The organism is Nonomuraea sp. NPDC049141 (assembly GCF_040648415.1).
Taxonomy (GTDB): Bacteria; Actinomycetota; Actinomycetes; order Streptosporangiales; family Streptosporangiaceae; genus Nonomuraea.
This window is the reverse complement of sequence record NZ_JBEZDR010000009.1, coordinates 53551-77639: the sequence shown is the minus strand read 5'-3', so window position 1 is coordinate 77639 and position 24089 is coordinate 53551. Positions and strand designations below refer to the sequence as shown.

The window sequence follows — 24089 nt, the reverse complement described above, 5'->3', positions numbered from 1 at the left end:
CACTAACCCAGACCTTTCAGGAACTCGATCAGCACCTGTCTGAACCGCTCGGGCTCCTCCAGGTGCGGCGTGTGGCTGGACTCCTCGAAAACCTCCCACCGCACGTCGGGGATGAGGTCGAAGTACGGTCGCACGGTGGCGGGCGTGGCCTCGTCGTGCCGTCCGGAGATCAGCAGGGTGGGCACCTCGATGTCCGCGACGCGGTCCTCCACGCCCCAGTCACGCAGCGAGCCGATCACGTGGAACTCGCTCGGCCCGTTCATCGCGTAGTAGACCGTCGGGTCGTTGTAGATCTCCATGAACGTGGCGACGAACTCGCGCGGCCACGGCTCCAGCGTGCAGACGTGCCTGTTGTAGAAGACCATCATCGCGTCGAAGTACTCCTGCGAATCGGTCGTGCCCGCGGCTTCGTGGCGGCGCAGCGTCTCGTCGACGCCCGCGGGCAGCCGACCGCGCAGCACCCGCATCTCCCGTAGCCACAGCGGGTAGGAGGCGGGAGCGTCGGCGATCACCAGACCGCGCAGGCCGCCCGGTCTCGCCGAGGCGTGCAGGGCGGCCAGCATGCCGCCCCACGACTGCCCGACCAGCACGTAGTCGTCCCCGAGGCCGAGCCTGAGCAGCAGGTTGTCCAGTTCGTCGAGGAACAACCGCGGAGTCCAGAACTCGGCCTCCTTGTCCGGCAGGTGCGTGGAGCCGCCGTTGCCGAGCTGGTCGTAGTGCACGACGGGCCAGCCGTCCTGGGCGAGCGCGGCGAGGCCGACCAGGTAGTCGTGCGTGCTGCCGGGCCCGCCGTGCAGGACGACGACGGCCGGCCGGCCCGCGCCCAGCGTGCCGGTGACCCGGTACCAGGTCCTGTGCTCCCCGAACGGCACCGTGCCCTTGGCAGGGAGAGCGGCGGGCGAGGTCACCAGCCCCGCCTGATGGTGTCCGCGATGTGCGTACGCTGCTCCTCGGTGACCCACCAGCCCACGGGAACGCACACGATACGCGGGGCGACCCGGTCGAGGCCGGGCAGCAGGCAGGAGTACGGGCGCACGGCCGTGTGCAGGTCGTTGCGCTCGTGCACGTTGCTGGTCATGATCCCGGCCTCGTCCATGCGCTTCATGAAGCCGTCGCGGTCCTCCACCTTCATCGGATAGATCCAGAAGGAGGACCGGCGATCGGCGGCCCGCTCGGTCAGCTCAAGCCCGGCGACGCCGGCCAGCTCCCTGTCGTAGAAGGCGGCGTTGTCCCGGTGCCGGGCCAGCACCTCGTCCGCCCACGCCAGGTTGGCCAGGCCGATCGAGGCGTTGATGTCGTTCATGTGGAACTTGAAGCCCCACTCCGTGACGTCCGGCGGGTTGCGGAGCCGGTCGGCCGTCCGGTCGATGCCGAACCAGCGCAGCCGCGTGGCGCGCCGCCGGAGCTCCTCGGTCGGCAGGACGAGAGCGCCTCCGTCGCCGCAGGTCAGGTGTTTGATGGCCTGGAAGCTGAACACGCACAGATTGCCGTGACCGCCGATGGGCGCGCCGCCGTAGGTCGCGCCCCACGCGTGCGCGCAGTCCTCGATCACCGGTGGCCGGAACCCGAACCTGGCCTCGGCCTGGTCGATGATCGCGCGGAGCCGGTCGAGGTCGACCGGATAGCCGGCGAAATGCACGATCATGATGGCCCGTGTCTTCGGCGAGATCTTGCGGGCGAGGTCGTCCAGATCGACGTTGAGCGTGGCCGGGTCGACGTCCACCCACCTGATGCGCAGCCGGTTGGCCAGGATCGCCCAGTTGGTGGCCTCCATGGTCAACGGCGTGGACAGCACCTCACCGTCGTCGTCATCCTGGCGGGCGACCATGTGCAGGGCGAGGTGCAGGCCCGCCGTCGCGCTGTTGACCGTGACCACCTCGTTCCGGCCGACCCGGCCGGCGATGGCCCGTTCGAACTCCTCGACCTTGGCTCCCTGGCCGATGCTGCCGCTGCCGAGGACCTCGGCGGCCCTGGCCGGCGCTTCAGGAGACATCGCCACGCGGAACAGGGGGATCATCACCGTCACCTCGTCAACGTGAGATCGGCGAGTTCGGCGTACCGCGCCTGGCACTCGGCGAGAGTGGGCAGCAGCCCGAGCCGCCTGGCCTCGCGCAGGGAGGGCGCCGCCGCGTCCTTCTCCGACTGCACCGGGCCATCCGTGGGCCAGGGCAGGCCGAGCTCCGGGTCCAGCGCGTTGATGATGACCTCCGCGCCCGGGGACCAGGTGCTCGAACACAGGTAGACGACGGTGGCGTCGTCGGTCAGCGGCGCGAACCCGTGCGCGAGCCCCTCCGCCAGATACAGGGCCCGCCGGTTCGCGGCGGTCAGCTCGACCGCGACGTGAGCGCCGTACGTCGGCGAGCCGACTCGGATGTCGAGCACGATGTCGACGATGCCGCCCTGCGCGCAGGTGACGTAACGGGCCTGGCCCGGCAGCGCGATGGCGTGCATGCCGCGGATGGTCCCGCGCCGGGACACCGAGCAGTTCAGCTGGGCGACGGACAGCCGATGACCCACCGCCCGCTCGAACACCGGCTGGCTGAACACTTCGAGGAAAAGCCCCCGGTGGTCAGAGTGGACGTCCGGCGTGATCAGAAAAGCGCTCTCGACTCCAAGCTCGGCTATCTCCATGTGCTGACCTTTCAGGCATAGGAAATGGTGCCGTACGTCGAAATGACGGCACCATGATTGGCCGCTGGAGACGCGCGAAACAACCCCTACCGGCCCCCCTAGCGGCAACTATGGGGCAATATGCGATAAAGCCATTCTTTTCCGGGTCGCTCCCCCGGCGCAGGGTCGGCACCTTCCGGCGGATCGACCCGGATACCGGGCAGCACAGGGCTTGACGTGCGGACGCGAGCACGGCGACGGCGGCTCGGCCCGCGGACGTGGCGGCCGGGAACGGCGCCGGAAGGCCGGCGTTCCGCCTCCGTCGGCAAGGCTATAGGGCGCATAGGGGGACTCGTAAGGGTTGTGTAGAGATAGAGCATGGATAAGCCTATTTTCCAGCAGTCTGCTGGAATCCATACGATAAGTCCTCAGCGTTGGCGCTGGAGGTAGGAAACATGCGGGAAACAATCTTTTCCACCCTGAATGCGAACGGAAGACGGCGTTGACCGCCACCCCGCCGATCACCCAGGAACACTTCCCGCTCGACCAGCGCGCGCCGGCCGTACGGCTGGCCCGGCTGCTCGACGCCGACTCGGTGACGCCGCTGCATGATCCCGACACCAGCGGCGTGTCCGCGGTCATGGGCCGCATCGCGGGCCACCAGGTGGTCACCTTCTGCACCGACCCGGCCATCATGGGCGGCGCGCTCGGCGCCTCGGGCTGCGAGAAGATCGTGTCCGCCATCGACACGGCGGTGCGCGAAGGCTGCCCGGTGATCGGCCTGTGGCATTCCGGCGGCGCCCGGCTGGCGGACGGTGTCGAGTCGATGGACGGCGTCGGGCGGATGTTCGCCGCGATGACCCGCGCCTCCGGGCGGGTGCCGCAGATCTCGGTCATCCTCGGCCCCGCCGCGGGAGCCGCCGCCTACGGTCCGGCGCTCACCGACGTGGTGATCATGGCCAAGGCCGGCCGGATGTTCGTGACCGGCCCCGACGTCGTGCGGTCCGTCACCGGTGAGCAGATCGACATGGAGTCGCTGGGCGGCGCCGAGACGCACAGCCGCAAGTCGGGCGTGGCGCACATCGTGGTCGACTCCGAGAGCGAGGCGTACGAGTCCGCGCGGCGGGTGACGCTGCTGCTGGCGCACCGCGCCCGCGTCGAACCCCGGGTCGCGCTGGGCGGAAAGGACCTGCGATCGCTGCTGCCGGATCGGGCGCGGCGGGCCTACGACGTGCGCCCGCTGGTACGCGAGATCGTCGACGACGGCACTCCCTTCGTGGAGCTGCAGCCGCGCTGGGCCCCCAACATCGTCGTCGGCCTCGGCCGCCTGGGCGGCGGGAGCGTCGGCGTGATCGCCAACAACCCGCTGCGCATGGGCGGCTGCCTCGACTCGCTGAGTGCCGAGAAGGCCTCGCGGTTCGTCCGGATGTGTAATGCGTTCGGCATTCCGCTGATCGTGCTCGTCGACGTTCCCGGTTACCTGCCCGGCGTCACCCAGGAATGGGGTGGCGTGGTGCGGCGGGGCGCCAAGTTGCTGCACGCCTTCGCCGAGGCGGCGGTCCCCCGGGTCACGCTGGTCACGCGCCAGTCGTACGGCGGGGCGTACATCGCCATGAACTCCCGCTCGCTCGGCGCGTCCGCGGTGTTCGCCTGGCCGGAGGCGAAGATCGCGGTGATGAGCGCGGACGCGGCGGTGGGCATCCTGCACCGCAAGCGACTGGCCGCCGCGCACGATGACGAGCGCGCGGAACTGCGGCGGCAACTCGTCGCCGAGCACACCCGTGTGGCAGGAGGCGTCGCCCGCGCCGTGGCCCTGGGCGTCGTCGACGAAGTGATCGACCCCGCGCAGACCCGGCCCAAGCTCGCCATGGCGCTGGCCACAGCGCTCGCCACAGCGTCGGCGACGCGTGGCCGTCACGGGAACATCCCGCTGTGATCGGCTCAAGACTAAGGAGTGACATGGATCCCATGGCCGACGCCTTGCTGGGCGGAGCCACGCCCGGCGAGCTGACGAAGATCCCGCTGCCCAAGGAGTATCCGGCCTCCTACCTCCGGGTGGAGGACACCGAGATGTTCACCGGCATGGAGGACAAGGACGTCCGCAAGTCGCTGCGCGTCGGCATGGTGCCCATGCCGGAGCTCGCGCCGGACGAGGTCGTGGTCGCGGTCATGGCCAGCGCGATCAACTACAACACCGTCTGGTCGGCGACGTTCGAGCCGTTGCCGACATTCGGCTTCCTCAAGCGGTTCGGCCGGACGAGCGCGTTCGCGGCCCGCCACGACCAGCCCTTCCACGTGCTGGGCTCCGACGGAGCAGGGGTCGTGGTCGCGGTCGGCGCGGGCGTGCGACGCTGGCGCGTCGGCGACCACGTCGTGATCAGCCCGATCCAGGCCGACGACCAGGAACCGGCCACGCACGCCGACGGCATGCTCGGCGCCGAGCAGCGGGTCTGGGGCTTCGAGACCAACTTCGGCGGCCTGGCGCACTACACCCTGGCCCGGGCCAGCCAGCTCGCGGCCAAGCCGGCCCATCTGAGCTGGGAGGAGGCCGCCTGCGTCACGCTGTGCGCGGGAACGGTCTACCGCATGCTGGTCAGCCCCCGAGGCGCCCGCATGAAACAGGGCGACGTCGTCCTCATCTGGGGCGCGGCCGGCGGTCTCGGCGCGTACGCCGTGCAGATGGTCAAGAACGGCGGCGGCATACCCGTGGGGGTCGTCGGCTCGGAGTCGAAGGCCGAGGTCCTGAGAAGTCTCGGCTGTGACGTCGTCATCAACCGCAACGAGATAGGGATGACCGACGACATCGAGATCACGCCCGAGCAGACGATCACGCTGGGCAAGCGGCTGGGGAAGGCCATCCGCTCGGCGGTCGGTGAGGACCCGCACATCGTCATGGACTACGTGGGCAAGGCGACGTTCGGCATCTCGGTGTTCGTGGCCCGGCGGGGCGGCGCGGTGGTCACCTGCGGCTCCAGCACCGGCTACCAGCACTACTACGACAACCGCTACCTCTGGATGCACCTCAAGCGCATCATCGGCAGCCACGGCGCGAACCTGCAGGAGGTGCGGGAGTGCGTGCGGCTGTTCGACCTCGGGCAGGTGGTGCCGACGCTGTCCGCCGTCTACCCGCTGGACGAGGTCGCGGAGGCCACCCGGCTGGTGCAGACCAACGGCCACATCGGCAAGGTCGGCGTGCTCTGCATGGCGCCCGAGCCCGGAATGGGCGTCACCGACCCCGCGCGGCGCGCCGAGCTCGGCGCGGACCGCCTCAACCCGCTGCGCGAGCTGGTGGACGCCACCCCCACCCTCTCGACGCCGGCATAGGCGTGGCTTCCCGGAAAAGGCGGATCTGACAGTGGCTCAGAAAGTGGCCGCACACTCGACCGGGATCCTGGCGACCGGTTCGTACCTCCCCGCGCAAGAGATCGCCAACGAGGACCTGGCGCGCCGGGTGGGCGTCGACGCGGAGTGGATCCTGCGCAAGACGCAGATCGAGTCCCGCCGTCACGCCGCGCCGCACGAGGCGACCTCGGACCTCGCCATCCAGGCCTGTCTGGACGCGTTGAAGCGGAGCGACATCGACATCGGCCGGATCGGCTACATCATCGTGGCGACGTCCACCGGCGACTCCCCCCAGCCGCCCACGTCCTACCTCGTGCAGGACGCGCTGGGCGCGCACGCCGCCGCCTGTTTCGACATCAACGTCGTCTGCAGCGGTTTCGTGTACGGCCTCGCCATCGCCGACAGCCTCATCACGCTCCGCCCGGACACCTACGCCCTGGTGGTCGGCGCCGATCTGTATTCCAGGCAGCTCGACTTCGCGGACCGCCGCACCTCCGTCCTGTTCGGGGACGGATCCGGCGTCGCCATCGTCGGCGCGGTGCCCAAGCCGTCGGGGTTCATCGACTTCGAGCTGTCCAGCCACGGCGCCGCCCACGGGCTCATCGGCATCAAGGCGGGCGGCAGCAGGCAGCCGGCGTCCCACGAGAGCGTCGCGGACGGCGGGCACTACTTCAGAATGGACGGCCGCGGCGTCACGGAGTTCGTGCTGGAGCACGTGCCGCCCGCGATGAAGAGCCTGGTGGACCGCACCGGGTTCGGCCTGGACGAGATCGACGCGTTCTTCCCCCATCAGGCGAACGGTCGCCTGATGACGGAGCTGGTCGAGCGCTGCGGCCTCACCGGCACGCACACCCCACGCATAGTCGAGCGGTACGGCAACCTGGGCAGCGCCTCGGTGGCCGTGGCGCTCGACGTGGCCAATCGGTCAGGCATCCTCAAACAGGACGACCTCGTCTTGCTCGCCGGGTTCGGCGGCGGCATGTCGGTCGGCGCCTGCCTGCTCCGCTGGACGGCCAGAGCGCCACAGGAGGCGAGATGACCCAGTTCGACAGGATCGGCATCGTGGGCTGCGGGGTGATGGGCTCCGGCCTCGCCGACGTGTGCGCCCGCGCGGGACTCGACGTGCGGGTCGCGGTCTCCACGGAGGCGTCCGTGCCCCAGGGACGGCGTCGCCTGCTCAAGTCACTCGACCGCGGCCTGCGCAAAGGGACGATCACCGAGCAGGAGCGGGACGAGGCGATGGGACGCGTCGTCTTCACCGCGAACCTCAATGATCTCGGCGATCGGCAGCTCGTCTTCGAGGCCGTCCCCGAGCAGGAGTCGACCAAGCTCGACCTGTTCGGCGCGCTGGACAAGATCGTGGAGCTCCCCGACGCCATCCTGGCGTCCAACACCTCGTCCATTCCGATCATCAGGCTCGCGCGCGCGACCGGCCGGCCCGGCCAGGTCATCGGCGTCCACTTCTTCAACCCCGTGCCTGTGCTCTCGCTGGTGGAGCTGACCGGGTCGCTGCTGACGACGGATCAGACGAAGGTCCAGACCGAGGCGTTCGTCACCGCGACGCTCGGCAAACAGGTGATCCGCTCAGCCGACCGCGCGGGGTTCGTGGTGAACGCCCTGCTGATCCCCTATCTCCTCGCGGCCATGAGAATGGTGGAGTCCGGGTTCGCCTCCGCGGAGGTCGTCGACCGCGGCATGGTGCTGGGTTGCTCCCATCCCATGGGCCCGCTGAGCCTGGCCGATCTGATCGGGCTCGACACGGTGGCCTCCATCGCCGACGCGTTGTACGGCGAGTTCAAGGAGCCGAGCTACTCACCGCCACCGGTCCTCCTGCGCATGGTCGAGGGCGGTCTCCTGGGCAGGAAGTCCGGCCGCGGGTTCTACGACTATTCCTAGACCCGCTGACTTTCCAGCGCCCCGCGCATCCGGTCGACGACGAGGCCGATGACCTCCGTCGCGTGATGCACGAGATAGAAGTGATCGCCGGGGAAGGTACGCAGCTCGAATCCCGCCGCGGTGTGGTCGCGCCACGCCCGGGCCTCCTCGAGGTTGACCTTGGGATCCTCCTCGCCTCTGAGAGCGAGGATGGGACAGGACAGTCTCGGCCCGGGCAGGTAGCGATAGGTGTCCAGCGCCCGGTAGTCGCTCCTCAGCGCGGGCAAGATAGCGCGGACGAACTCTTCGTCGCCCAGCACCTGCGCGTGGGTGCCGCCCAGCCTGCGCACCTCGGCCAGCAGCCATTCGTCCGACCGGTGCTGAGAACCGGCGGCGCGGAGCACCGACGGCGCGGGCCGCCCCGACGCGAACAGCCCCAGCAGGGCCGTGCCACTCCGGTCAAGCCTGCGGGCCACCTCGAACGCGACGGTCGCGCCCATGCTGTGGCCGAACAGCGCCACGGGCAGACCGGTCCACGGCCGGAGCGCCGCCACGACGCGATCGGCCAGTTCCGCGATGCTCTCGACGCCGGGCTCACCGCGCCTGTCCTGCCTGCCGGGGAGCTGGATCGCCAGGACCTCCACCGACGGCGGCGTCATCCCCGAGACCGGGAAATAGAAGCTGGCCGCGCCGCCGGCGTGCGGCAGGCAGACGAGTACGGACGACGCCTCGGGCGAAGGATGGTACCGCCGGATCCAGGTCTCATCGGTGTTTACTGCGTCACTCACGGCAATCCCTTTCTCGCTCGTTTCGGGCCGGATTAAACCAAGAAAATCTGTGGGCTATATCAGCGGCAACTCTCGATTCACCTTGACCGAGCCCGGCTCGTGAAATCTCTTACCCGTTGCCGGCCGCCACGCACATTCCGCCCTGCTATCTTTACAGTGAACAGGAGAATAACTCATTCAGTCCGGGCGCGCAGGCGAGGGCACCCCTAGGTTCTGCCCGTCGGGTAAGGGGCACTAAGGGGGGTTTGCGATACCGCGAGCACATCCGTGACGAAGTGATGAAATAGCGGAACCCCGACGTGATGAAATTCGTGAACACTCTTGAGTGTTGTCCGAATGTATTGACAGGCGGCGTGGCGGCAGTAGCAGAATGATTAGACAGGGGGCACGACCCTTCATACTGGTGTAAGGGGGCGAACCAGAAAGACGATGACCCTCATCGAGCGTGACCACGAAATCACGGATCTGGACGATCTGCTGAGGGACTGCATTCACGGCAAAGGCCGGGTCATGGTGATCACGGGACCTACCGGGGTCGGCAAGACCGAACTGGCCTACACCTTCAGCCAGCGTGCCGCCGCCGCCGGCGTCACCTGGTTGAGCGCCACCTGCTCACGGACCGACCGCAATCTTCCGCTCGGGATGGCCAGCCAGAGCTTCCACAGCGCGGCGCTGCCGATCGAGCACGCCTCCGAGGCCGCCCGGCTGATCGAGGAGGCCGCCTTCAGCGCGAAGTCGATCGGCGAGTCGCCGCACAATCCCGATTGGCTGCACACCATTCAGGGGCTGTGGTCGATAGTCCTGGAGCTCTCCACCAGCTCGCCGGTGCTCATCACCGTCGACGACGTCGAATACTCGGACGCATTGTCCTGGCAGCTCCTGCTTAATTTCGTGCAACGGCTCAACAATGCCAACGTATTCGTCGTGGTGACGGCGACCGAAAATCCACAGGGGATGGATCCGCTTATCGAGATAGACCTGATGCGCCATCCGCACTGCCAGCACATGAGACTGGGCACGCTTTCCCAGGAGGGCGTCACCAAGATGCTCTGCAAATCCATGGACCAGGAGACGGCAGAAAAACTCGGCCCGGATTTCCATGCGGCCGGCGGCGGCAATCCCCTGCTCGTCGAGGCACTGGTCGAGGACTACCTGCACGAGTCGGGCGAATCGAATTCGCTGGTCATCGGAGATGCTTTCTCCCGCTCGGTGCGCGCCCTCCTCCATCGCACCGACCCGACCTCACTGCGCACCGCCCGCGGCCTCGCCGTACTCGGCGATCTCGCCTTTCCGAACCTGCTGGCCGAATTACTGGAACTTCCGCAGGCGACCGTTCAGCAGACTCTCAACTATCTCGCCGCCGTCGGTATCGTCGACGGAGAGAGCTTCTGTCATCCGGAAACCCGGTCGGCCGTTCTCGACGACCTCGACGCCGAGCAGCGCAAGGACCTGCACCGGCGCGCCGCCCAGCTCCTCCACACGGAGGGAGCGGCCAGCACCGCGGTCGCCGAGCACCTCATCCGCGCCGCCGACGGCCTGGAGCCATGGGCGATGGCAGAGCTGCGGGAAGCCGCCGACCAGACGCTGCTCAGCGACGAGCACGAGTTCGCCATCCAATGCCTGAGACTGGCGATCGATCTGTGTCAGGACGACGCGCGGCGGGCGGCCCTGCGGGCCGCGCTCGCGCGGACTGAGTGGCTGGTCAATCCCGCGGCCACCGCCCAGCACCTCGACCCGCTCATGGCGGTGGCGCGGGAGGGCCGCCTCGGGTTCGAAGACGTCCGCATGCTGCTGAGGTTCTTCCTGTGGCACGGGCGGCTCGAGGAGGCCGCGGAGGCGCTGCGGCGGCTGAACTCCATGGCGGCCGAATCCGCCGAGAAAGAGACGCTCTTCCGGCTCGGTGTCACGCACCAGTGGCTGGCTTCCGCCTTTCCCCCGCTTCTGCTCGATGCGGCGGACACCTCTATGGACAGCGCCAAACCGGCAGCCGGCGTATGGCAGCTGCAAGGGGCCGCCCTTTTGTCCGGTTTTCTGAGAACAGAGGAGGATGAACATAAGATCGCGACCGCGGAACGCGTCCTCCAGTCCACCACGCTGGACGATGCGAATCTTGAAGCCGTGGAATCCTCTCTTTTCACACTGCTCTACTCCGATCAGGCGGATCGAGCGGCCCCACTCTGCGATGTCTTACTCGAAGAAGCCGTCCAACGACGCTCCCCCACCTGGCGAGCGGTGCTGGCCGGCCTCCGAGCGCACATCGCCATTCGTCAAGGGGATCTGGCGATTGCCCATAAATATGCCTCTATAGCACTGGATGTATTACCTAGTCGGAGTATAGGGATTCATATCGGCTTGCCGCTGGCCGCCTTGATCCGCACCAACACCGAAATGGGGAAGTTCGATGTCGCTACCCAACTGCTCAGGCATCCCATCCCCGCGGCGATCTATCAGAGCCGGTTCGGGTTGCACTATCTCCAGGCACGGGCCTATTTCCACCTGGCGACGGGCCTTTCGCACGCGGCTCTCAACGACTTCCTGAGCTGCGGGAGGCTCATGCGCTCCTGGAACCTCGACACACCCGTACTGGTGCCCTGGCGCCAGGGAGCGGCCGCCGCGCTCATGCAGATGGGCCAGCCGAACCAGGCCCGGACCCTCCTGGAGGAACCGTACGACCTGCCCGGCGGCGACTCGCTCAGGGCCAAGGGGGCCACGCTCCGGCTGCTGGCCGCGACCGGCGACCTCAAGAAGCGGCCGGCGCTGCTCAGGGAGGCCGTCGACATGCTCCAGAGCGCCGGAGACCGGCTGGAGATGGCCTACGCGCTCGTCGATCTGACCCACGCCTTCAACGAGATCGGCGAGCTCCACAAGGCCCGGATGATCGGCTACTGGGCCGACAGGGTGGCCGACGAGTGCCAGGCGGAGCCGCTGCGCTGGGCGGTACGCCAGGACGATCCGGCCGAGCAGGAGACGGAGGACACCGAGAGCATGGGCCTGCTCAGCGACGCCGAGCAGCGCGTGGCCTCCCTCGCGGCGCTGGGCTACACCAACCGGGAGATCTCCCGGAAGATCTACATCACGGTCAGCACCGTCGAGCAGCATCTGACCCGGATCTACCGCAAGCTCAACGTCCGTGGCCGGAGGGACCTGCCCGCGCAGTTCTCCTATGTGGAGCTACGCTGACTCACCTCGCCTGCTCGGTGGTCTCCTCGGTGGTCACCTGCCGGAGCTGGATCGTGGCCATGACGGCCGTGGCCACCAGGACGACCGCACCCGAGATCGCGGCCACCCGCATGCCCTCGGTGAAAGCCGTACGCGCCGCGTCGAGCAAGGCCGCCCGCGCCTGGTCCTGAAGCTGGGCGGCCACCTCGACCGCCCCACCGAGCGTTTCGCGCGCCGTCTGGGCGGCCTCAGGGGAGAGGCCGGTCGGAACGGCGAACGACCAGCGGTAGATCGCCAGCCCAAGGCTGCCCAGGACCGCGACACCGAGCGCGGCGCCGAACTCGGTACCGGCCTCGAGCACCGCCGACGCCGAGCCGGCCCGCTCCTCGGGCGCCACCGTGACGACCAGATCGGAGGCCACCGCCTGAACGGCGCCGAGCCCGGCGCCCAGCAGCGCCAGGCCGATCACGAGCGTCTGGACGCCCGGCTCCCCTTCGAGCTGCGAGAGCACCGCGAACCCCGCCCCCGCGAGCAGCATGCCACCGCCGATGACGAAACCGGGGCGCGCCCATCGCACCACCACCACGGCCAGCATCGATCCGACGAGCGCCATGCCCGCGGCGGGCAAGGTCAGGATCCCCGCGACGAACGGGCGCAGCCCCAGCACCAGCTGCAGATATTGCGCGATGAAGTAGAACAGCCCCATGAGGGCGAAGATGGCGAGCGTGCTGGTGATCAGCGAGATGCCGAACCCCCGGTCCGCGAACAGGCGCAGATCGAGCATCGGGTCGGTCAGCGTGCGCTGCCTCCAGACGAACGAGATGCCGGCGGCCAGGCCCACGGCGATGCCGAGCACGGCGGTCGAGCTCAGGCCCTGTTCGGCGATGTCCTTCACTCCGTAGACGATCGGGAGCACGGCCACCAGCGTCAGTGCGGCGCTCACCATGTCGAGCCGGCCGGCCTGCGGATCGCGGTATTCCGGCAGCAGGATCGGGCCGAGCACCAACAGCAGGACCATGATCGGCACGTTGATCAGGAACACCGAGCCCCACCAGAATCTCTCCAGCATCCACCCGCCCACGATCGGGCCGAGCACGCTGCCCCCGGAGAAGCCGGCGGCCCAGATCGCGATGGCCAGCCGGCGCTGCCGAGGCTGGTGGAACATGTTGCGGATCAACGCCAGGGTGGACGGCATGAGGGTCGCGGCCGCCGCGCCTTGCAGGGCGCGCAGGACGATGAGCATCTCGGCGCTGGGCGCGTAGGCGGCCGCGGCGGAGGTGATCCCGAAGACGGCGGCGCCGATGAGCAACAGGCGCCGGCGGCCGATCCTGTCCCCGAGCGTGCCCATGACGATCAGCAGCCCCGCCAGCCAGAAGGCGTAGATGTCGACGATCCAGAGCTGCTCGGGCCCGCTCGGCTGGAGATCCGCGCTGAGGAACGGCAGCGCGAAGTAGAGGACCGTGACGGTAATAGAGATCAGCAGGACGGGCAGCACGAGAACCGACAGTCCTATCCATTCTCGTCGTCCGGCGATCTTCGACTCCGTTTCCATCCCACACTCCTCAGATACCGTGTACGAGTGCATACGACGTACTCATCTCCGCCTCCAGCCGACCCCACGACACGAAACGGAAAATAAATTCCGACAAAGCGTCAGTGGCGGGTATATATCACGCCTTTTCGGCGGAGCTGTGGCGCGTTTCATCACGCTTGATGATCGATTTCATCACGAACTCATGTGATAGAATTTCACTACATATCAAGATGCGCGTGACAAAATCTGTGAGGCCAGATGCTCACCTGCGCAGAATGCGGCAACCCGTTGTGTGCCGCACCTCGGGGGCGACGACCGCGATATTGTTCGCGGTCGTGCCAGGCTCGGGCATACAGAGCGCGCGTGGCCGCGCGCGCACGGCCCTGTTCCGAAGCGCCTCCCCCTGAGCCCGCCGGAGAAGACACCCGGCCGCCCACGCCCGAACCCGCTCCGCGAGCACCTCGCGAAGGACTCACGCTGGAACGGCTCGTGGGCACCGGCATCGAGATCGCCGACACCGAGGGCCTGGAGGCGCTGTCCATGCGCCGGGTGGCGGCCGAGCTCGGCGTGGGCACGATGTCGCTGTACCGCTACGTGACGAGCAAGGACGCCTTGATCGAATTGATGGTCGATCGCGTGCACGGCGAGGACAAGAACCTGACGCCCGTCCCGGCCGACTGGCGCTCCCGGCTCGAACTGTCCGCGCTGCGGGAGTGGCGGCTCTATTCCCGGCATCCGTGGGTGCTGCAGGTCATCGCGACCCCGCAGCCGCCGCTCGGGCCGAACGTTCTGGCCGACCTCGAACGGGCCATGGGCGCCCTGGACGGCCTCGGGCTCGATCCGGTGATGATGCACTGGGTGACCATCGCGGTAAGCGCTCAGGTACAAGGGGCCGCCCTGCTTCGCGTCAGCGAATGGGAGGCCGAGCGGCGTACCGGGGTCACCACGCGGCAGTGGCGCGCGGCCAAGATGCCGATGATCTCGGAGATTCTCGAATCCGGCCACTTCCCCATGCTGTCGAGCCTGCTGGAGCGGCAGGAGGAAGTGGCCCACATCGACGAATGGCTCTGGTTCAGTATCCGCCGCCTGCTCGACGGGGTCGCCGTCTTCATCGAGGAGCGGGAGAACACCGGATCGGCCGGACACGAGCCGGATCTGCGCAAGGCGCTGTGAGACACGGGCCTTGCTCATTCGGCCACTTTGGTACGGGTGGTCCACCGGAAGAGCGGTGGGCCACCGGAATCCGCGGATACGCCGACCCGCTCGAAATGCTCGTATCCGCCGTTGCGCGGAATCTTTATCTTTCCCGCTGAGACCACGTCGTGCATGACGCGCAGAGTTCGCGGAACATCGGCGGGACCACCCTCGAGCGCGACCTCCACAGGTTCGCGCCCGGACAGGGGCGGCGCGGCGGACGAGGAGCCGTCGAAGGAGGGAACGGTCATGTCGGGTACCTCCGATGATCGTGACCGGCGGCGGCCCGGCCGTCGCCGATCTCTGGGGGACGATCTCTAGGAGAACGAGCCGGCCGGTTGCCGCGCGTGGCCGAACTCGGCGGCGAGGGCGCAGACGTACCGGCCGTAGCTGGACGGCAGCAACTCCTCGCCGAGGCGGTGACAGGCCTCGGCGTCGATGTAGTTCATCCGCAGCGCGATCTCCTCGATACAGGCGATGCGTACGCCCTGCCGGCCCTCCAGCATGTGGACGTACTGGCTGGCCTGCAGGATGGAGTCGGGCGTGCCCGCGTCGAGCCACGCGAACCCGCGTCCGAGTTCCACGAATTTCGCCTTGCCCCGCTCGAGATAGACCCGGTTGACGTCGGTGATCTCGAGTTCCCCACGGGCGGACGGCTGGACATTCTTGGCGATGTCGATCACGTCGTTGTCGTAGAGATAAAGGCCGACGACGGCGCGGTTGGAGCGCGGATGCGCAGGTTTCTCCTCGATGGAGACGAGCCTGCCGAGCGAGTCCATCTCGGCGATGGCGTAGCGCTCGGGATCGCTGACCGGATGGCCGAACAACACACAGCCGTCCACGTCGGCGGTGTTCTCCTGGAGGATGTCGTAGAACGAATATCCGTGGAAGATGTTGTCGCCGAGCACCAGCGCCACGGAATCGTCGCCGATATGGTCGGCGCCGAGTATAAAGGCGTCGGCCAGGCCGACGGGCTCGTCCTGACGGGCGTAGGTGATGTCGAGCCCGAGGTGAGAGCCGTCGCGGAGCAGGCGCGCGATATTCGGCAGGTCCTCCGGGGTGGAGATCACGAGGATCTCCCTGATATTCGCGAGCATGAGCACCGACAAGGGATAATAGATCATCGGCTTGTCGTTCACGGGGAGCAACTGTTTCGAGACCGCTAGAGTAATGGGGTACAGCCGCGTGCCGTGCCCGCCGGCCAGAATTATGCCTTTCACGAAATACCCTTCCTCAGGGAAAACCGGGCAGCCAGAATCGATATTCGTTCCCTGAGCATCACACCGGATCACCTCGGAATGGACTCCAAGACAACCCTCATTTACCCCCTACCGCGCCCCCGGCTCCCCCCTATGTCGTCCGCTAAACGGTTGCGCGCGGTTTACCGGCGATATGATTTCCACCGCGAAAGGCGGATCGTGACGCGACGCACGGCGACTCCGCTCGGGCTCACGTAGGAGATCTTGCGATGAAGATTCTGGTCACGGGGGGCGCCGGATTCATCGGCTCCCACTACGTGCGCACCCTGCTCGAAACCGACGGCGACGCGCGGATCACCGTCCTCGACAAACTCACCTACGCGGGCAACCCCGCGAATCTGGACCAGGTACGCGAGAGCGACAGATTCGCGTTCGTCCAGGGCGACATATGCGACGCGCGACTGGTCGACCCGCTCGTCGCCGAACACGACCAGGTGATCCACTTCGCCGCCGAGTCCCATGTCGACCGATCCATCACGGGTGCGACCGAGTTCGTACGGACCAATGTGGCCGGCACCCAGACCCTGCTCGACGCGGCGGTCCGCAGCGGGCTGGGGACCTTCGTGCACGTCTCCACCGACGAGGTCTACGGCTCGATCCCGGAGGGATCGTCGCTGGAGTCCGATCCGCTACGGCCCAGCTCCCCCTACTCCGCCTCGAAGGCGGCCTCCGACCTGCTCGCCCTCGCCTATCACCGCACCCACGGGCTCGACGTGCGCGTCACCCGCTGCTCCAACAACTACGGCCACCACCACTTTCCGGAAAAGATCATCCCCCTGTTCGTCACCAACCTCCTCGACGGGCGGCCGGTTCCCCTGTACGGCGACGGCGCCAACAGCCGCGACTGGCTGCATATCGACGATCACGTGCGGGGCATCGAACTGGTCCGTGCCGGCGGCCGTCCCGGTGAGATCTACAACATCGGCGGCGGCACCGAACTCACCAACCGGGAGCTGACCGAACTGCTGCTCAAAGCCTGTGAGGCCGGCTGGGACCTGGTCTCGTACGTCGAGGACCGCAAGGGCCACGACCTCCGCTACTCGGTCGACTGCGCCAAGATCCGGGACGAGCTGGGCTACCGGCCCCGCAAGGACTTCGAGACCGGCCTGGCCGAGACCGTCGCCTGGTACCGCGACAACCGCGCCTGGTGGCAGCCGCTCAAGGCCGAGAGCCTGGCCCGATGACGTGAGGCCACCTCGGTCGGTCGAGGTGGCCTCAGGTGGACGTCAGTCCTCGATCTGGATGGCCAGCGCGGGGCAGACCACCGCGGCGTGCCGGACGTCGGCGGCCTGCTCGGCCGGCGGGTCGGGGTTCAGCAGCACCACGATGCCGTCCTCGTCGCGCTGGTCGAACACGTCGGCGGCGGCGACCACGCACTGCCCCGAAGCGACACACTTGTCCTGGTCGATGATCACCTTCATGAGATCCTCTTGCCTGTCGTCGTAGTGGTGGGGAAAGTCACCAGGTCACGGGGAGCGAGTAGACCCCGTACACCGACCCGTCGTGCTTGAACGGGATCTCTTCCAGATCCGCGGCCAGCCGCAGGGTGGGGATGCGCTTGTAGAGGGTGCTGTAGACGACCTGCAGTTCCATCCGGGCCAGCGGCTGGCCCAGGCACTGGTGGACGCCGAAGCCGAACGCCACGTGGTGGCGGGCGTCGCGCTGGATGTCCAGCCGGTCGGGGTCGGGGAAGGCGTCGGGGTCGCGGTTGCCGATGTCGTTGGCCATGATCAGCCCGTCACCGGCGCGGATGACCTGCCCGTCGATCTCGATGTCCGCCAGCGCCAGCCGGCGCCGCCCGTTGTGCGTGATGTGCAGGTAGCGCAGCAGCTCCTCGACCGCCGAGGAGACCAGCTTCGGATCCGCGGTGTCCCGCAGGAGCGCGAGCTGGCCGGGGTTCTCCAGCAGGGCGAGGGTGCCGAGCGCGATCATGTTCGCGGTGGTCTCGTGCCCGGCGATCAGCAGCAGCACCCCGATCCCGGCCGCGTCGTGCTGGGACAGCTCCCCGGTCCTGATCCGCTCGGTCAGCCCGGACAGCAGGTCGTCACCGGGGTTGGCGAGCTTCTCGCCCAGCAGGTCGTTCAGGTAGCCGTTCAGGCGGCCGACGGCGGCCATCCGCTGCTCCGGGGCCGCGTCCCGGTTGATGAGGACCTTGCTGTTGTCCTGGAAGAAGTCGTGGTCGGCGTACGGCACACCGAGCAGCTCGCAGATCACCAGCGAGGGCACCGGCAGGGCGAACGCCGTCACCAGGTCGACCGGCTTCGGGCCGGCCAGCATCTCGTCGATCAGGTCGTCCACGATCTTCTGGACGGCCGGCCGCATCGCCTCCACCCGCTTGATGGTGAACGGCGCCGTCACCATCCGCCGCAGCCGGGCATGCTCGGGATCGTCCATCAGGATGAAGCTGATGGGCGCCGAGCCGTTGAGGGGGACCGGGCTCGGATAGCCGGGCCGGGTGACGTCGGCGCTGACCCGCGGGTCGGCCAGCAGCGCCCGCTGCTCGGCGTAACGGGTCACCACCCACGGGGTGCTGCCGTCCCACAGGCGGACCTTGGCGAGCGGGCCCTCCTCCTGCTTGGCCTGCAGCGCCGGGGGCGGATCGAAGGGGCAACCCTTCGCCCTGGCCATCGGGTACTCCGGAATCTCAGCCGTGCTTGTCATGAATTCTCCAATGTCAGGGAGTCGGTACGAGGTCGGCGAGCGCGTCGACGACGTCCTGTCGGCGCAGGCGCGTCTGTTTGGGCATGTTCCAGCCCAGTACGCCGGTGACTCTGCCGTCGCGGCGGTAGAGCGCGACGAAGCGGCGGTTCACCGGGTCGCCCTCCACGACGGTCACCTCGGCGTCGACGGGCAGCACTCCATGTACCTGGAGCTTGGCGTCGAACTGGTCGGTCCAGAAGTAGGGCACGGGACAGTAGGGCTGCTCCTCGCCGAGGACGTTCGCCGCGACGGTCATGGCCTGTTCGGTGGCGTTGGTCCGGTTCTCCAGCCGCAGCAGGGCGCCGAGTTTGTCGTGGTGCCAGCGGGCCACGTCGCCGACCGCGTAGACGCCCTCGGCCGCGCGGCAGCGGGAGTCGCACACCAGCCCGTTGTCCACCCGCAGGCCGCTGCCGGTGAGCCATTCGGTCGCCGGGTCGGACCCGATCGCCACCACGACCACGTCGGCCGGCAGCACTTCGCCCGTGGCCAGGCGCACGCCCGTGACGCGCCCCTCGTGGCCGGTCAGCCCGCTGACCCCGGCGCCGAGCCGCAGGTGGACCCCGCGCTCGGTGTGCAGCTCGGCGAGCATCCCCGCGACCATGGGTCCCACCTGACCGGCCAGTGGTGCCGGCAGCGGGCCGGCCATGGTGACCTCCAGGCCCAGGCCGCGCGCGGTGGCGGCGATCTCGGCGCCGAGCACGCCCTCCCCCACGACCACGAGCCGCGAGGAAGCCAGCAGCTCCGCCCGCAGCGCCAGCGCGTCGTCGAGCGTACGCAGCGTGTGGACCCCGGCCAGCTCCGCCTGCCCGGCGAGCCTGCGGGGCCGCAGCCCGGTGGCCACCACGACGGCGTCGGCCCGCAGGGCCCGCCCGGACGCGGTGTGGACGGTGCGTCCGGCCGCGTCCAGGCCGACGGCCGGGTCGCCGAGGATGAACTCGGCGTCCAGGGCGGACAGAGCCGTCTGGGGCCGTAGCTGAGTCCGTTCGGGGTCCCAGGCGCCGGAGAGGACCTGTTTGGACAGCGGTGGCCGATCGTAGGGCAGGTGCGGCTCGGCACCGAGGACGGTCAGGCCGCCCGGATACCCCTTGCGCCGCAGCGCCTCCGCGGTGGCCAGCCCGGCGGCGGACGCGCCGACCACCAGGACGCTGGAGGGAGCGTTCACGCGACCTCGCCCGGCTCAAGTGTTTTCATTGAAAAGTCCTCCTTAGGACGTGACCGGTGCCAGCCACAGCCCGACGATGGCGTCGATCAACCCCGTCGCGGCGTCGTGCCAGCTCGATCGGGGTGTGGGGGTGCCCTCGGCCAGGGCGCGCTCGCGCTCGGCGCACACGTGCACCATCAGCTGACGAGCCATGTCATAGCGCTCGGCCCGCACCTCGGCCGGCAGATCGGGCAGGCACCGGTTGAGCCCGTCGATGATCTGGAGCAGCGCGCGCGAGGACAGAGCCTCCTCGATCATGATTTCGCGGAACACGGGGTCGGTCATCACCTGGGCGCCGAACCGGGCGAACCAGGTCGGGTTGCCCAGGGCGGCCAGGTGCTCGGCGGTCGGGCGCACCAGGCAGCCCACCCAGTCCCGTACGTCCGAGCTGTCGCCGATCGTGGCCAGTATCCGCAGGCGCACCCGCTCGATCTGCTCGGCGTGTTTGCGGACGATGGCGCGTACGAGATCGGTCTTGGTGCCGAAGTGGTAGCCGACCGCGGTGTTGTTGCCCTGCCCCGCGGCCTCGCTGACCTGACGGTTGGACACGGCCATCACCCCGTGCTCGGCGAACAGCCGCTCCGCCGCCGTCAGGATCGACTCCCGGGTCGCGCCCGCCCGATCGGCCCGGACGGTCCGGCCGGTCACGGTCACCACCGCACCGGGACTTCGCGCAACCCGCCGACGGCGAGTCCTTCGACCCGTTGCAGGTCCGCCACCGGGACGGCGAGTTCCAGGGAGGGGAGCCGGCGCAGCAGCACCTCGAGCACCGCCTGCAACTCGGTGCGGGCCAGCGCCTGGCCCAGGCACGAGTGCGCCCCGGCGCCGAAGGCCAGGTGGAGGTTCGGGCTGCGGCCGAGGTCCATGTCGCCGGCGCCGTCGAACGCGCTCTCGTCGCGGTTGGCCGCGGCCATGCTGCACACCACGGTCGTCCCGCCCGGCAGCACGGCCCCGGCCACCTCCAGGTCCTCACCGAGGTAGCGCGGCATGCCGAACCCCGCGTTGGCGTCGAACCGCAGCGCCTCTTCCACCGCGGTGCGCACGAGCGACCGGTCCGCCAGCAGGAGCTCCCAGCGGCGCCGGTCGGCCAGCAGCATCGCCACCATCTTGCCGATCATGTTCGCCGTGGTCTCGTGCCCGGCGACCAGCAGGCCCATGCCGGTGGCCACGAGGGTCGCGTCGGACAGCCGCCCACCGTCGGCGTCGGTGTTCGTGATGAGCTCGCTGAGCAGGTCCTGGCCCGGTTCGGCGCGCTTGGCGATGATGTGGGCGGCCATGTACTGGACGAACTCGGCCTGCGCCGTGTCGATCTGCGCCTGCGTGTAGCGGGTCAGGTTGAGCAGCGTGTCGGACCAGTACGCGAACCGGTCGCGGTCCGCGTCCGGGACCCCGAGCAGATCGCAGATCACCCACACCGGCAGCGGGAAGCCCAGGCTCGCCTTGAGATCCGCCGGCTGACCCCGCTCCAGCATGTCGTCGATGAGCCGCTCGGCCATCGCCTCCATCCCCGGCCGCAGCGCGGCCATGCGCTTGACGGTGAACCACTTGCTGATCATCCGCCGCCAGCGCTGGTGCGCCTCACCGGACTGCGGGATCGCCGTCGCCATCTCGCTGTTGAAGACGCCACCCGACTCGTTGTCCGCGATCCGGGCCGCGTCGTCCATGTGCGTCGGCCGGGTGAACCGCGGGTCGGACAGCACCCGCTTGACGTCCTCGTAGCGCGTGACCAGGGACGCCTCGTCGCCGCTGGGCAGCGTCACCCGCGCCACGGGGCACTTCTGCTGGAGCTGCGCCCATTCCACCGGCGGCTCCAGGGCCGCGTCACTGGGAATCGGATAGGTCAGGACTTGCTCGCCTTGGCTCACCACGGCCTCCTCCGAACCGACGGTCAGTTCGTGGTCAGTAAACCCGTACTGTTAGATTAAGTCAAGCGACTGATTTAAGTCCTGTCGAGTCATCCCCAACCCCTTTTGATGGAGGCTTCCCCATGTCCGCTGTGCCCGCTCACGCCCGGCCATCCGGGCCGCCACAGGCGAATACCGTCGTGGTGGTGCTCGCCCTCGCCGGGATCGTGGTCTCGCTGATGCAGACCCTGGTGATCCCGCTGATCCCCCAGCTCCCGCGGCTCCTGAGCGCCCCGGCCGCCGACACGGCCTGGGCGATCACCGCCACGCTGCTCGCCGGCGCCGTCGCGACGCCGACGGTGGGCCGGCTGGGAGACATGTACGGCAAGCGGCGCATGCTGCTGATCAGCCTGGTTCTACTGGTGACCGGCTCGGCCGTCTGCGCTCTGGCCGACACGTTGACGCCCATGGTCGCCGGACGGACGCTGCAGGGTCTGGCCGCCGGTGTCATTCCGCTCGGCATCAGCATCATGCGCGACGAGCTCCCCGCCGAGCGCCTCGGCTCGGCGACCGCGCTGATGAGCGCCTCGCTGGGCGTGGGCGGCGCGCTCGGCCTGCCCGCGGCCGCCTTCCTGGCCGAACGCACCGACTGGCACGTGCTGTTCTGGACGGCGGCGGCCCTCGGCGCGCTCGCCACCGTGCTCGTGCTCACCCTCGTGCCGGAATCCAGCGTGCGTACCGGAGGCCGCTTCGACCTGGTGGGCGCGGCGGGGCTGTCGATCGCGCTGGTGTGCCTGCTGCTGGCGATCTCCCAGGGGGCCGGCTGGGGCTGGACCAGCGCACGAACCATCGGCCTGTTCGGCGCGGCGGTCGTCGTGCTGGCGCTGTGGGGCTGGTGGGAGCTGCGTACCAGGCAGCCGCTGGTGGACCTGCGCACCACCGCGCGCCGTCAGGTGCTGCTCACCAACCTCGCCTCCGCCGTGTTCGGCTTCGCGATGTTCGCGATGTCCCTGGTGCTCCCGCAACTCCTGCAGATCCCGAAGGCCACCGGCTACGGGCTGGGCGAGTCGATGCTGACCGTCGGCCTGGTGATGGGCCCCTCCGGCCTGGTGATGATGGCCATGGCCCCGCTGTCCGCGCGGATCTCGAAGGCCAGGGGCCCCAAGGTGACCTTGATGTGCGGCGCGCTCGTGGTCGCCGCCGGCTACGGCCTGAGCATCGCGCTGATGTCCGCCATCTGGCACCTGGTGCTCGTCTCCGCGGTGATCGGGGCCGGGATCGGACTCGCGTACGGCGCCATGCCCGCGCTCGTCATGGGGGCCGTACCCGTGTCGGAGACGGCCGCCGCCAACAGCCTCAACACGCTGATGCGGGCCATCGGCACCTCGATCTCCAGCGCGGTCTCCGGCGTCGTCCTGGCCCAGATGACCATCACGCTCGGCTCCGCCACCCTCCCGTCCCAGAACGGCTTCCGCCTGGTCATGGCCATCGGCGCGGGCGCCGCGCTGGTCGCCCTCGCCTTCGCGGCCTTCCTCCCCGGCCGGCGCCCGGCTTCGGCCACCCCGGCCACGCGACCCGCCGCCGCGCGGGTCTGATCACCGCCACCGGCCACGTTTCCGCACGTACCGCTTCGTCACCGGCACCGCGAGCGATCGCCACTCCCGCTCCCGGAAAGACCCGAGCGATCACCGCCCCCTCCCCAGAAGGACCCCGGCCATCGCCTCCCCCACTCTTCAGAAGGACCCCAGCCGAAGTACGGCGGGGAGGCTAACCCTTGATCGCGCCCTGGGTGATGCCGTTGACGAAGCTGCGCTGGAAGATGAGGTAGACGACCACGATCGGCGTGATGACGATCAGGCCGGCCGCCGACAGCAACGGGATGTCGGTCGAGTACTGCCCCACGAAGAGTCCCAGACCACCCGGGGCGGTGCGCCGCTCCGGGTCCTGCATCATGACCAGCACCAGCAGGAACTGGTTCCACGACCACATGAAGTACAGGACCGACAAGGTGGTGATCGCCGGCCACGAGATCGGCAGCAGCACCCGCGCCAGCACGACGATGTCCCTGGCGCCGTCGATGCGGGCGGCCTCGACGAGCTCCTCGGGGATGTTGGAGAAGTGCGAGCGCATCCAGTAGACGCCGAACGGCATGAACAGCGCCACCTCGGCGAGGATGATGCCAAGGTAGGAGTTGGTGAGGCCGACCTCGCGCAGGTTGAAGTAGAGCGCCACCACGATGAGCTCGATCGGCAGCGTGAGTCCCAGCACGAAGCCGGCCGTCACCGTCTTGTGGCCCCAGACCTTGAGCACCGTCAGCCCGTATCCGGCCAGCGTGGCCAGCACCAGCGCGAGCGGCACCACGCACACCGAGATCAGTACGCTCGACCGCATGAGGGCGGTGAAGTTGCCCCGCTCCCAGGCCAGCGCCAAGGTCTCCCACGACCACCGCTCAGGGATGCTCAGCCCGTTGAGCTGCGCGCCCGGCGGATGCAGGGCGGCCAGGATGATGCCGGCGAAGGGCAGCAGCACCATGACCGCCAAGAGGACAAGTACGCCGTACCGGATGCTGACTCCGCCGCGCAT

The 24089-nt window shown here is 68.7% G+C and carries 21 protein-coding genes; 8 read left to right on the top strand and 13 right to left on the bottom strand.

Annotation, left to right across the window (positions count from 1 at the left end; translation table 11 throughout):
- Positions 1-2: 2 nt before the first annotated feature.
- Genes AB0B91_RS27110 through rfbC form a run of 3 tightly spaced genes read right to left on the bottom strand, consistent with a single transcriptional unit; the run spans position 3 to position 2631 of the window.
- A complete protein-coding gene (locus AB0B91_RS27110) occupies positions 3-908 on the bottom strand; it encodes a proline iminopeptidase-family hydrolase (protein ID WP_358325068.1) in 906 nt (301 codons plus the stop codon).
- A complete protein-coding gene (locus tag AB0B91_RS27105; protein WP_358325065.1) occupies positions 905-2017 on the bottom strand; it encodes a DegT/DnrJ/EryC1/StrS family aminotransferase in 1113 nt (370 codons plus the stop codon). Before AB0B91_RS27105 ends, AB0B91_RS27110 begins: the two co-directional genes overlap by 4 nt.
- A gap of 5 nt (positions 2018-2022) precedes the next feature.
- Positions 2023-2631 (bottom strand): dTDP-4-dehydrorhamnose 3,5-epimerase, encoded by a 609-nt coding sequence (rfbC, locus tag AB0B91_RS27100; protein ID WP_358325062.1) that lies wholly within the window; start codon positions 2629-2631, stop codon positions 2023-2025.
- Positions 2632-3130: 499 nt separating this feature from the next.
- On the opposite strand from rfbC, the gene AB0B91_RS27095 reads away from it, so the two are divergent.
- Genes AB0B91_RS27095 through AB0B91_RS27080 form a run of 4 tightly spaced genes read left to right on the top strand, consistent with a single transcriptional unit; the run spans position 3131 to position 7848 of the window.
- Positions 3131-4546: a carboxyl transferase domain-containing protein gene (locus AB0B91_RS27095; RefSeq protein WP_358326010.1), complete on the top strand. Its 1416-nt coding sequence runs from the start codon at positions 3131-3133 to the stop codon at positions 4544-4546.
- A gap of 23 nt (positions 4547-4569) precedes the next feature.
- Positions 4570-5934 carry a crotonyl-CoA carboxylase/reductase gene (gene ccrA / locus AB0B91_RS27090; protein WP_358325059.1) on the top strand — a complete coding sequence of 455 codons (1365 nt, stop codon included), beginning with the start codon at positions 4570-4572 and terminating at the stop codon, positions 5932-5934.
- A 31-nt stretch (positions 5935-5965) separates the two neighbouring features.
- Positions 5966-6991, top strand: a complete 1026-nt coding sequence (locus tag AB0B91_RS27085; protein WP_358325056.1) for a ketoacyl-ACP synthase III — start codon at positions 5966-5968, stop codon at positions 6989-6991.
- Positions 6988-7848, top strand: a complete 861-nt coding sequence (locus AB0B91_RS27080) for a 3-hydroxybutyryl-CoA dehydrogenase (RefSeq protein ID WP_358325053.1) — start codon at positions 6988-6990, stop codon at positions 7846-7848. Before AB0B91_RS27085 ends, AB0B91_RS27080 begins: the two co-directional genes overlap by 4 nt.
- Here the strand turns inward: AB0B91_RS27080 and AB0B91_RS27075 are convergent.
- A complete protein-coding gene (locus AB0B91_RS27075; protein ID WP_358325051.1) occupies positions 7845-8615 on the bottom strand; it encodes an alpha/beta fold hydrolase in 771 nt (256 codons plus the stop codon). The genes AB0B91_RS27080 and AB0B91_RS27075 overlap by 4 nt on opposite strands.
- Before the next feature lie 429 nt (positions 8616-9044).
- Here AB0B91_RS27075 and AB0B91_RS27070 point away from each other — a divergent pair, with 429 nt between their 5' ends.
- Entirely contained in the window at positions 9045-11795 is a 2751-nt protein-coding gene (locus tag AB0B91_RS27070) for an AAA family ATPase (RefSeq protein WP_358325048.1), read from the top strand.
- A 1-nt stretch (position 11796) separates the two neighbouring features.
- Here AB0B91_RS27070 and AB0B91_RS27065 read toward each other — a convergent pair whose 3' ends face one another.
- The gene (locus AB0B91_RS27065; protein ID WP_358325045.1) at positions 11797-13326 is read right to left on the bottom strand and encodes an MFS transporter; all 1530 of its coding nucleotides are present in this window, start codon (positions 13324-13326) and stop codon (positions 11797-11799) included.
- A gap of 471 nt (positions 13327-13797) precedes the next feature.
- On the opposite strand from AB0B91_RS27065, the gene AB0B91_RS27060 reads away from it, so the two are divergent.
- Positions 13798-14481 (top strand): TetR/AcrR family transcriptional regulator, encoded by a 684-nt coding sequence (locus tag AB0B91_RS27060; protein ID WP_358325043.1) that lies wholly within the window; start codon positions 13798-13800, stop codon positions 14479-14481.
- Positions 14482-14495: 14 nt separating this feature from the next.
- Here the strand turns inward: AB0B91_RS27060 and AB0B91_RS27055 are convergent, their stop codons facing one another.
- Positions 14496-14753 (bottom strand): DUF5988 family protein, encoded by a 258-nt coding sequence (locus AB0B91_RS27055; RefSeq protein WP_358325040.1) that lies wholly within the window; start codon positions 14751-14753, stop codon positions 14496-14498.
- A 66-nt stretch (positions 14754-14819) separates the two neighbouring features.
- Positions 14820-15722 (bottom strand): glucose-1-phosphate thymidylyltransferase RfbA, encoded by a 903-nt coding sequence (rfbA, locus tag AB0B91_RS27050; RefSeq protein WP_358326007.1) that lies wholly within the window; start codon positions 15720-15722, stop codon positions 14820-14822.
- Between the two features lie 248 nt (positions 15723-15970).
- On the opposite strand from rfbA, the gene rfbB reads away from it, so the two are divergent.
- The gene (gene rfbB / locus AB0B91_RS27045) at positions 15971-16945 is read left to right on the top strand and encodes a dTDP-glucose 4,6-dehydratase (RefSeq protein ID WP_358325038.1); all 975 of its coding nucleotides are present in this window, start codon (positions 15971-15973) and stop codon (positions 16943-16945) included.
- Between the two features lie 42 nt (positions 16946-16987).
- Here rfbB and AB0B91_RS27040 read toward each other — a convergent pair whose 3' ends face one another.
- Genes AB0B91_RS27040 through AB0B91_RS27020 form a run of 5 tightly spaced genes read right to left on the bottom strand, consistent with a single transcriptional unit; the run spans position 16988 to position 21530 of the window.
- A complete protein-coding gene (locus AB0B91_RS27040; RefSeq protein WP_358325035.1) occupies positions 16988-17182 on the bottom strand; it encodes a ferredoxin in 195 nt (64 codons plus the stop codon).
- A 37-nt stretch (positions 17183-17219) separates the two neighbouring features.
- Positions 17220-18422 (bottom strand): cytochrome P450, encoded by a 1203-nt coding sequence (locus AB0B91_RS27035; protein ID WP_358325032.1) that lies wholly within the window; start codon positions 18420-18422, stop codon positions 17220-17222.
- 13 nt (positions 18423-18435) lie between these two features.
- The gene (locus AB0B91_RS27030) at positions 18436-19623 is read right to left on the bottom strand and encodes an FAD-dependent oxidoreductase (protein ID WP_358325029.1); all 1188 of its coding nucleotides are present in this window, start codon (positions 19621-19623) and stop codon (positions 18436-18438) included.
- A 42-nt stretch (positions 19624-19665) separates the two neighbouring features.
- The gene (locus tag AB0B91_RS27025) at positions 19666-20310 is read right to left on the bottom strand and encodes a TetR family transcriptional regulator (protein ID WP_358325026.1); all 645 of its coding nucleotides are present in this window, start codon (positions 20308-20310) and stop codon (positions 19666-19668) included.
- A 2-nt stretch (positions 20311-20312) separates the two neighbouring features.
- Entirely contained in the window at positions 20313-21530 is a 1218-nt protein-coding gene (locus AB0B91_RS27020) for a cytochrome P450 (RefSeq protein WP_358325023.1), read from the bottom strand.
- Between the two features lie 119 nt (positions 21531-21649).
- On the opposite strand from AB0B91_RS27020, the gene AB0B91_RS27015 reads away from it, so the two are divergent.
- On the top strand, positions 21650-23101 hold the full coding sequence (locus AB0B91_RS27015; RefSeq protein WP_358325020.1) for an MFS transporter: 1452 nt from the start codon (positions 21650-21652) through the stop codon (positions 23099-23101).
- Between the two features lie 172 nt (positions 23102-23273).
- Here the strand turns inward: AB0B91_RS27015 and AB0B91_RS27010 are convergent, their stop codons facing one another.
- The gene (locus AB0B91_RS27010; protein WP_358325017.1) at positions 23274-24089 is read right to left on the bottom strand and encodes a carbohydrate ABC transporter permease; all 816 of its coding nucleotides are present in this window, start codon (positions 24087-24089) and stop codon (positions 23274-23276) included.